Source organism: Providencia sp. UF-224 (assembly GCF_058245955.1).
This window is the reverse complement of sequence record NZ_JBSICC010000016.1, coordinates 88,038-96,502: the sequence shown is the minus strand read 5'-3', so window position 1 is coordinate 96,502 and position 8,465 is coordinate 88,038. Positions and strand designations below refer to the sequence as shown.

Here is an 8,465-nt window from a genome sequence, read left to right as displayed (position 1 = left end):
GGCAAGGGGGTATCAACTTTACCATTACGATGTCAACGGACGGTTAGAGAAAAAGGTTGTTTATGAACATGGATATCGACCGAAGGAATGGCGTTATCTATGGAACACACAGAACCAATTGACCGCATGTTTCACACCGAAAGGCGACTGTTGGCACTATACCTACGATGCGTTTGGACGCCGACTCAGTAAAACGCAAACCGTTGATAGCCAAGTGGCTAATGTCAATCCCCTGTTTCCACAACTTAATCCCAAAGTAACGGCATGGCACTATTTATGGTCTGGTGACCAAATGGTGGAAGAAATGCCAATTTATGCGGATGGCACACCCGCTTACGATTCACAAGTACAGTGGTTGTATGAACCTGGTGCAATCACCCCGACAGCCCGTTATCAAAATGGCAAACTGCATTATGTGGTGACCGACCACCAAGGCACGCCGCGAGAGATATTTACCGAGTCAGGTAAAGCCAGTTGGGCAGGGCGACTGAACACATGGGGGCAGATGCAGTTTTGGCAATCACGTAATGGTCTAGCCGACAATGACCCCAATTATACCGAATGCCACTTCCGGTTTGCGGGTCAATATGAAGACTGAGAAAGTGGCTTGTATTATAACCGTTTTCGGTATTATGATAGCGAGAACGGGCAGTATATTTCACCCGACCCGATAGGGCTGCTGGGTGGTGTGAATCCGTATGGGTATGTGCATAATCCTGTGGGTTGGGTAGATCCGTTTGGGTTGGCGTGTTGCTCACCTAATGATTTTGGAAAAGCAAAGCCTCATGATGTCGTTAATGAATTAAAAAATTTCCAAGGCAAAGATTTTCATTTTGGAAACGAAACTTTTAAATTGGATAAATCAGGAATGAAGCATATCTTAGAAAGGCATCATCCTGACTTTTGGGATGGCTCAATAAAAGCTAAACAAACTTTCTTTTCTCGTGACATGAAAATGGGTGACATAACCGATGCTGTTGAAAATGTTATGAAGCAAAATAGAGATATTTTGATAAAAAAAGGAACAGTAGGACAATATCAAATATCAGGGCAATATCAAGGGCAAGACTATGTTGTTGGTTTCAAAAATGGAAGAATAGGTCAATTTTATCCAGGCACATTATGATAAACATAAATACATTTATTAAACTCAATGATGACTTTATTAATATCTTTGATTTAAAAGAAAAAATAAGAAATAATGATTATATAGAAGGTGCAATTGAATTGACTATTAATGGTAAAAATTTAATTGATAAGTCAATGTATGATTATATTGATGAACTATGGAGCTATTTATCAGAAGGTCTTTTTATTGTAAGTCAAGGTGAGGAATTTAAATGCTATTTTCCTGACCAACCTATTGCTGTTAGCTTTATACCACAAAAAGATCATCGTATTTTAGTTAGCGTTAACTGCCATGAGGAAATAAAAACCTCTATTGATAGATATGAATTTTTACATTCAATGGCAGAGCATGCGAAGCTCTTTTTTGAAAAACTAGAAAATTTAAACTCAGCATCAATGGGAGCACGTAAATCAGCATTACAATATATCGAAAAAATTAAATTATGATAGAGCAACTATATTATCACTCTATCATATTATTAAGAGCCGCTCAGTTTACCCTTTAGCCGCTTGTATACTCCGCCATCAGCTCGCGCATGGTGTGTTTTATTGCACTCAGTTGCGCTTGCTGTTGTTGGTTTTGCTGCTTAATCGCCCGAATGTCTTCGCTGTCCGGTATCAATACCAAACACCCGTTTAAAATCTTCACGGTAAAGGTGAAGCCTGTCTCAAAACCCGCTTCCTTTAGCCACTGGCCTTTAAGGTGTATTGCGGGCGGTGGGGCGGTTTTGTTGCCGTTGGGGGCATAGCCCACGGTGTAATAACGTTCTGTCTTGGGGGCTTTATTTATGGTGGTGCCTGACTTAGAACTCGCGCCTGCAATATAGCGATACACTACACCGCAACCGGATTACTCGCCCATCAACGGGCGGGGCGTGGTAGTGAAAACTTCTTACAATCACTGCAACATAATCCACATCAACCGCCATTTTGTACTGATGTGCATCGTTCTTATCAATACGACTGTGCGCACAATGTGGTGTGTATTGAAGATGACCGTTGGAAGCAAACCACTTATCGGTATAACGCGAACGACCAAATCACTGAAGCCCAATACAGTAACCAAATTGGCAATCGTGATGAAAAGTTTCTTTATGATGCAAACCTGAATCTTACTGAACACATGACATTGCCGTCGGATGCGCAAGGGGCGATGTTGCAGTTGTTCCAGCAACAGCATGCGGGCCGAGTCACACGGCGAGATACGGCAAGGGGGTATCAGCTTTACCACTATGATGTGAATGGGCGATTAGAGAAGAAAATTGTCTATGAACACGGCTATCGACCGAAGGAATGGCGTTATCTATGGAACACACAGAACCAATTGACCGCATGTTTCACACCGAAAGGCGACTGTTGGCACTATACCTACGATGCGTTTGGACGCCGACTCAGTAAAACGCAAACCGTTGATAGCCAAGTGGCTAATGTCAATCCCCTGTTTCCACAACTTAATCCCAAAGTGATGGCATGGCACTATTTGTGGTCGGGCGACCAAATGGTGGAAGAAACACCAATCTATGCCGATGGCACACCGGCTTATGACTCACAAATTCAATGGTTGTACGAACCGGGTGCTATTACACCGACGGCGCGTTATCAAAATGGCAAGCTGCACTATGTGGTAACTGACCACCAAGGGACACCCCGAGAGATATTTACCGAGTCAGGTAAAGCCAGTTGGGCAGGGCGACTGAACACCTGGGGACAGATGCAGTTTTGGCAATCCCGCGATGGCCTTGCTGACAATGACCCCAATTATACGGAGTGCTACTTCCGTTTTGCGGGGCAATATGAAGACCGAGAAACAGGGTTGTATTATAACCGCTTCCGCTATTATGATAGGGACTGCGGGCAGTATATTACCCCCGACCCGATAGGGCTGCTGGGTGGTGTGAATCCGTACGGGTATGTGCATAATCCGGTGGGTTGGGTTGATCCGTTTGGGTTGGCGGAAACTGAGTTATCAATATTATTAGGTGAAAACTCTAAATCTATAGGTGTTTATCGATATATTGATAATACAGGTAAGGTTTATGTTGGCTCAACTGTTGACCAAGATTTTGTTACTAGGCTAAATCAGCATATTCAATCTGGGAAATTACCAACTAATAATATTAAAACGATTCAAGTTTTAAATATGGATGGTAGTAACCCAGAAAAAATATTTAATATAGAGGCAAGTGAAATAGTAAGAAATGGAGGGCGTATTCCTGATGGAGGAACAACTGCTAATATAAGAGCTCCTAGAGGTACAAGAGATAGTTTTAAAAATCCGGACTGGTTAGATGCTGAAAAATCATCAGTTTCAAGGTTTGATATAAATTGCAAATAAGAAGGACATAATTATGGGTGATTGGAGTCGAGAGCCGTGGGGTAATGATGAGGCTGCGGATTGGTTTCATCAATTATGGGATAAATGTGATATTGAATTACTAGTAAATGAAATTATGAATTTTTCACCAGAAGAGGAAAGGTATGACTCCATTAGAGCTGCGTGTTATTTATTAGAGGTGCTAGGCATAGTATATGTTTGGCCAGCTAAGTATATGAGTATACTAAAAGAACTTTTAGCTAAAGCGATCGCTATATTAAAAAACATGATTAATCCACCTACTAAAGAATGGGGTTTTTTAGATATGTGGGGATATGACCCGTTAATTATTGAAGCGGTAAATGCACAAATTAATACCTTGCAAAAAAGACTTTCGAATATAGTGTAAATTATCTATTTACATATTTTGAATGACTGCAATTTGTACTGTAAATTTACCTGTTTTTATATGGATGGCATATTAAAATCCAGGTAAACAATAATCTTTTGTTTGATAACTAATATCTAAAACAATGACTTAATCATACAATTGACGGTGTACTTTACCTCGAAGAGGTAATATGAATCCGCTATTTCCATAACTCAAACCGCGCGTGACGGCATGGCACTATTTGTGGTCGGGCGACCAAATGGTGGAAGAAACACCAATCTATGCCGATGGCACACCGGCTTATGACTCACAAATTCAATGGTTGTATGAACCTGGTGCAATCACCCCGACAGCCCGTTATCAACAGGGTAAGTTGCACTATGTGGTAACCGACCACCAAGGCACGCCGCGAGTGTAGTGGCATCATGAAGCTAATCAGCCAGGTTTTATGCAGTTAGTTCCTATAAAACAACATCAAGCTCCTGGAGCAGTTCAAGATTCTCTACATCCTGGAGGGAAAGGAGGAATGAGTAATTGGGGAGGAGGACGATAATATGATCAAAGAAACACTGAGAGTTGTTTTACAAAGAGTCATAGATATACCTTGGAATTTAGCGCTGTATCTACCTAAAAATACAGTAAATTGGGACTTAGATACACTAGCTATAATTGAAGATCCTGATGATGTTGATTCTGATGAGCCAGATGATGACCCAGATGTTATAAAAGAAGCTAATTATAGGTATGTATTATCAATTCAAATGTTACAAAGCATTGTTACTCATGCCAAATTACAGAAAGTAAATGTAACTGAAGAGGAACTGCTTCAATGTATCATTTATTATTTTAATAATGATGCCTATTTAACTCTTTAGTTCCATAGCCAGAAGATCTTCCAATTTTCTGGCTTCTTTGTTTTTTTAGAGCAGATCAGTTTACCCTTTAGCCGCTTGTATACTCTACTACCAGCTCGCGCATCGTGTGCTTTGAGCTGTTGTGCTTGCTGTTGTTGGTTCTGCTGCTTAATTGTTCGGGTGTCTTCGCTGTCGGGTATCAATACCAAACAGCCGTTTAAAATCTTCACCGTAAAGGTGAAGCCTGTCTCAAAACCCGCTTCCTTTAACCACTGCCCTTCAAGGTGTATCGCGGGCGGTGGTGCGGTTTTGTTGCCAATTCGGGGCATAGCCCACGGTGTAATAACGTTCTGTTTTGGGGGCTTTATTTATGGTGGTGCCTGACTTAGAACTCGCCACGACAATGCGGCTGGGCAAGAATACCCTCTCCGCATTGAGTTGGGTTTTGTCAATACCAGCTACTATACTGCAACTGGATTATTAGCTCGTTACAACATCGAATCACTGCTATCTTGGGACGTCAAAAACTGGCAGCTTTGCCTTATAGGTTCATGGGGCGGGTACGCAATTAAAACGTGTCTTCGACACACTTTTCATGCCTTCCTTGACTATAGGGATAGGCTTTGGGACATATTAATTAGTTTGCTCATCAGTAGTGATAATTAAAGCATCGATTTATGTCCTTTTAAGGGAGTAGGGGATAAATGCCACATTGTTTTTTTCTCGTCATTCAGTGTCACTGTCATCTCTAATAACATATTTTCGGATAGGCAAAATGGAAAGAAATGATAGAGATGAGTGGCAAATACAAAGGCTTCACCTTCATTTTCATATTGAGCGTTATCAAGTAATAGAGATAAAGATAAACATCGGTAGGGTTTACCTTTTAATATATGGTCATATAAATGTGTTTTCAGCTCAATGAGCCCTGCTAATAATCGCTCACATTTTCGTGTCACTTGCCTATCAGTATCTCGATAGAGAATATAATCAGAAATCATATGCTTTATGGTGTCTAACGACATTAGCATTGAGGCATTGGCACTGTAATGGGATAACAACTGCCAAAAATGATGGTTATTGACGATAGGAGGGTAGCAAGATGATAATAACGTGATATTTCCCGTTTTAATTCCGTCAGGCATTTTTTCGCTGTATTGGTTTAATAAGCCAATCTCGTTTTTTTGGTTGCGTTCAAAACCGACATAGACGCATGAAAAATGCAAGCTGGGTGGAATTACCATAGGGGCGCCCTTATTATCAAAAAAGTTTAAATAATAAAGAGTATGTCCTGTAATATTTTTCTCCATTGTTAAAGAGTAAAAAAGGGTTTTGTGGTACTGAGGCATAAGGCGTGAAGATGCAGTTAATTCTGTTGTGGGATAAAAATGACAGTAGATGCCTCTCTCTTCTTCATGTGGCTCAAGGGAAAGTTGAATTTCGAAAAGGTCAGCCAAGTAGTGGTGACTTGGAATAGGAAGCAAGTAACTTGACTTATTTTCTTTAAAATCAATCAGAAGGGTGTGTTGGGCTTCGGTATCTATTGCAGGAGCACAGTTTAAATAAAAACTCTTTTCACATTCTTCTTGTGTCAGAGAAACCTGTTGATTGAAATAGATGTTAACTGTAAAGCGTTGTTCCTGTTCCCAATCCAATTCAGTGACAACTTGAGGAATATTAAGCTCAATAAAATGGTGAACATGAGGTAAATAAAGACCTTCCAATAATTGCTGTGGAGCACAGAGTGATGCATTTTCTTGTGGGAAAATCTTATGGTTTTTTCCTATTTTTGGCTCGAAAGCGTAGTTAAGTGGATCACCCTCATAGCGAATATGATTATGGATAACTTCAATTTTTTCAAAATACTGGCTAAATGCGAGTAGTAAGGTTTCAGAAGTTTTTTTATTGGGTCCTAAAAAGACATCAAGTGAGCTTGTAGAGTTAAATTTAGTTTCACCTCGATACTGTATTTCAAGCGAAATACAAGAGCGGTTTGGGTGTTGAATAATTTTCCTATCAAGAAGGCTATAGGGTGTCACGAGGAGATCATGACAAAAGCTAAAACGAGCCCCATTATCACCTAAAACAAGATGATCTTTATTTATCTCTACAGGGAAAGAAAGTGATTCATTTTGGTCTATTTGTATAATAGCTGTTGATGGAAGTCCTTTTATCGCTTGGGAGTTAAGTCGTTGCAGTAGAGGTAATGTGATTTCAGGAAATGCATCATCAATTTTATCCTGTAAACGAGCAGACAAAAAAGCAAACCCTTCTAATAGGTAACTTGTTTGTGGGTCTTGCGGATCTAAGACATCCGCTAAATGTGGCTTTTTATCTGCGTACTCACGGTACAACTTTTGTAAGTATTGCTTTTCTTTAATATATTTAATTTCACTCATGACTTAATCCAAAAGATGAATATGACCCCGGTTTTAAACCTTGTTGCTCTGCTTGTTTTTGTAATTCATAGTAACGAGCTAATAACCCATTAATTTTATTATCAATATTGATGAGAGTGGCAGGGGATACAGGTTGTCCATCTTTAATTTGTAGAGATAATTGTCGGAGCTTTTCTTCAATAGGCTCCACTTTGTTGTGTTGCTTTTGAATGTCATAAATGGCTGTTTTTAAATAGGATAATGTAAAGCTACCTCTATTTTTTTCTTGTTGAACAATTTTATTTGATAGTTGCTGCAGTAACATTGCTGTTTCAGACCAACTATCATTAATCGGCATGTTTTCTAAGCGCGTCTCATATTGGTTTTGCCAATTTCGGCTGAAATAAGTTTGCTCCGCATCCGCAGGCCAATAAGATTTTGCTTTTTCTTGCATGTTTTCGATCAGTTTTAAGTTAGCAAGGGGAGAACGCTTTTCAAGCAAAGCTAAATGGTATTCATAAGTATTTATATCGGGTTTAAATAACCATTTAGCGACTGCGCCTTCAGGAACGGACGCAATGGCCTCCATTTCATGTTTAAAATAAACATAGGCGCTAAACCCACTGACTAAAAATAATGTACTGCAAAGAACACAACCCCATATAAAACCACGAGTAGCACTCATTTTTTGAGGTGCAACCGTTAATGATGAAGCGGGCTCTGGGGATTCAAAAATAAACGTTGGTGAGGGTTGCTCTGCCTGTTTCTTGGGTTGCTGAATATACACTAAAGGGGGGAGAGTGACAGGTTCAGCGGTATTCTGTTTAGTGTATTCTTCTTGCTTTTCAAGTTGTTTGGCTAAATTTTGAAAGAACCATAATAAGTTCTCAATTTTAGGCAGTTTTTCCCATGTTGTTTTAGCTAATTTATCAATGATTAATTGTAGCGCACGTTCTGAGCGATATATCAAACGTAGGTCTTTTGTTTCATAAGCTTGCTGCCGCAGTAGGGCGCTGGCCTTTGTGTTAAACCAGTTGAATACTTCTGTGCGTTGGTTTGGTTTTTCAGGCCATAACGTATCCCAATGTGTAACAATGATACTTGCTAATAATTCACACCCTTCAGTAAATCCACTGAGTCCATGTTGTTGTAGCCGTGCAATTGTATAGTAAGCACTACTTTGCAGGTCGATACCATGATTTTTAAAGAGAGACAAACAAAGTGACTCAATAAGCGTCCAGCTAACCTCTGGACGTGCAGGGTGACTTAGCTTGTTAAATTCTGTTTTAAGGGCAATAAATTCGGGAGTATCTAAAGGGGAGCTACCGACTTTAATTACTAAATGTTCTGATTTCATTTCGTTCAATATCCTATGTCCCCACTATAAATAAGTGGGGACA

At 39.9% G+C, this 8,465-nt stretch carries 11 protein-coding genes and 2 pseudogenes; 8 read left to right on the top strand and 5 right to left on the bottom strand.

The window, feature by feature from the left end; all coding sequences use genetic code 11:
* The 3 genes from AC4IFO_RS15365 to AC4IFO_RS15355 all read left to right on the top strand — a co-directional run.
* Positions 1-598 (top strand): RHS domain-containing protein (locus AC4IFO_RS15365; protein ID WP_490735649.1); only part of this gene is annotated, 598 nt, incomplete at its 5' end.
* Positions 599-607: 9 nt separating this feature from the next.
* Complete coding sequence (locus tag AC4IFO_RS15360) at positions 608-1,126, top strand: RHS repeat-associated core domain-containing protein (RefSeq protein WP_490735647.1); 519 nt, start codon at positions 608-610, stop codon at positions 1,124-1,126.
* On the top strand, positions 1,123-1,575 hold the full coding sequence (locus AC4IFO_RS15355; RefSeq protein WP_490735645.1) for a hypothetical protein: 453 nt from the start codon (positions 1,123-1,125) through the stop codon (positions 1,573-1,575). Before AC4IFO_RS15360 ends, AC4IFO_RS15355 begins: the two co-directional genes overlap by 4 nt.
* A 55-nt stretch (positions 1,576-1,630) precedes the next feature.
* Here the strand turns inward: AC4IFO_RS15355 and AC4IFO_RS15350 are convergent, their stop codons facing one another.
* On the bottom strand, positions 1,631-1,963 hold the full coding sequence (locus AC4IFO_RS15350) for a SymE family type I addiction module toxin (protein WP_490735643.1): 333 nt from the start codon (positions 1,961-1,963) through the stop codon (positions 1,631-1,633).
* A gap of 105 nt (positions 1,964-2,068) precedes the next feature.
* On the opposite strand from AC4IFO_RS15350, the gene AC4IFO_RS15345 reads away from it, so the two are divergent.
* From AC4IFO_RS15345 to AC4IFO_RS15325, 5 genes and pseudogenes are all read left to right on the top strand, one after another.
* Positions 2,069-3,463 (top strand): RHS repeat-associated core domain-containing protein, encoded by a 1,395-nt coding sequence (locus AC4IFO_RS15345; protein WP_490735641.1) that lies wholly within the window; start codon positions 2,069-2,071, stop codon positions 3,461-3,463.
* Positions 3,464-3,476: 13 nt separating this feature from the next.
* Complete coding sequence (locus AC4IFO_RS15340) at positions 3,477-3,851, top strand: hypothetical protein (protein ID WP_490735639.1); 375 nt, start codon at positions 3,477-3,479, stop codon at positions 3,849-3,851.
* Positions 3,852-4,068: 217 nt separating this feature from the next.
* A pseudogene (locus AC4IFO_RS15335) lies at positions 4,069-4,245 on the top strand (RHS repeat domain-containing protein); the annotation flags it as partial.
* 18 nt (positions 4,246-4,263) lie between these two features.
* Positions 4,264-4,386 (top strand): annotated as a pseudogene (locus tag AC4IFO_RS15330) (RHS repeat-associated core domain-containing protein); the annotation flags it as partial.
* A 1-nt stretch (position 4,387) separates the two neighbouring features.
* The gene (locus AC4IFO_RS15325; RefSeq protein WP_490735637.1) at positions 4,388-4,708 is read left to right on the top strand and encodes a DUF7716 domain-containing protein; all 321 of its coding nucleotides are present in this window, start codon (positions 4,388-4,390) and stop codon (positions 4,706-4,708) included.
* On the opposite strand, the gene AC4IFO_RS15320 is transcribed toward AC4IFO_RS15325, so the two are convergent.
* The 4 genes from AC4IFO_RS15320 to AC4IFO_RS15305 all read right to left on the bottom strand — a co-directional run bounded on the left by AC4IFO_RS15320 (position 4,705) and on the right by AC4IFO_RS15305 (position 8,422).
* Positions 4,705-5,016, bottom strand: a complete 312-nt coding sequence (locus tag AC4IFO_RS15320) for a SymE family type I addiction module toxin (protein WP_490735635.1) — start codon at positions 5,014-5,016, stop codon at positions 4,705-4,707. The two genes, AC4IFO_RS15325 and AC4IFO_RS15320, sit on opposite strands and share 4 nt — an antisense overlap.
* Positions 4,967-5,104, bottom strand: coding sequence for a hypothetical protein (locus AC4IFO_RS15315; RefSeq protein WP_490735651.1), 138 nt, complete (start codon positions 5,102-5,104; stop codon positions 4,967-4,969). Before AC4IFO_RS15315 ends, AC4IFO_RS15320 begins: the two co-directional genes overlap by 50 nt.
* 245 nt (positions 5,105-5,349) lie before the next feature.
* The gene (locus tag AC4IFO_RS15310) at positions 5,350-7,086 is read right to left on the bottom strand and encodes a type VI secretion system baseplate subunit TssF (protein WP_490735633.1); all 1,737 of its coding nucleotides are present in this window, start codon (positions 7,084-7,086) and stop codon (positions 5,350-5,352) included.
* Positions 7,079-8,422 carry a VasL domain-containing protein gene (locus AC4IFO_RS15305; protein ID WP_490735631.1) on the bottom strand — a complete coding sequence of 448 codons (1,344 nt, stop codon included), beginning with the start codon at positions 8,420-8,422 and terminating at the stop codon, positions 7,079-7,081. The genes AC4IFO_RS15310 and AC4IFO_RS15305 overlap by 8 nt, the downstream gene beginning before the upstream one ends.
* Positions 8,423-8,465: the final 43 nt, after the last annotated feature.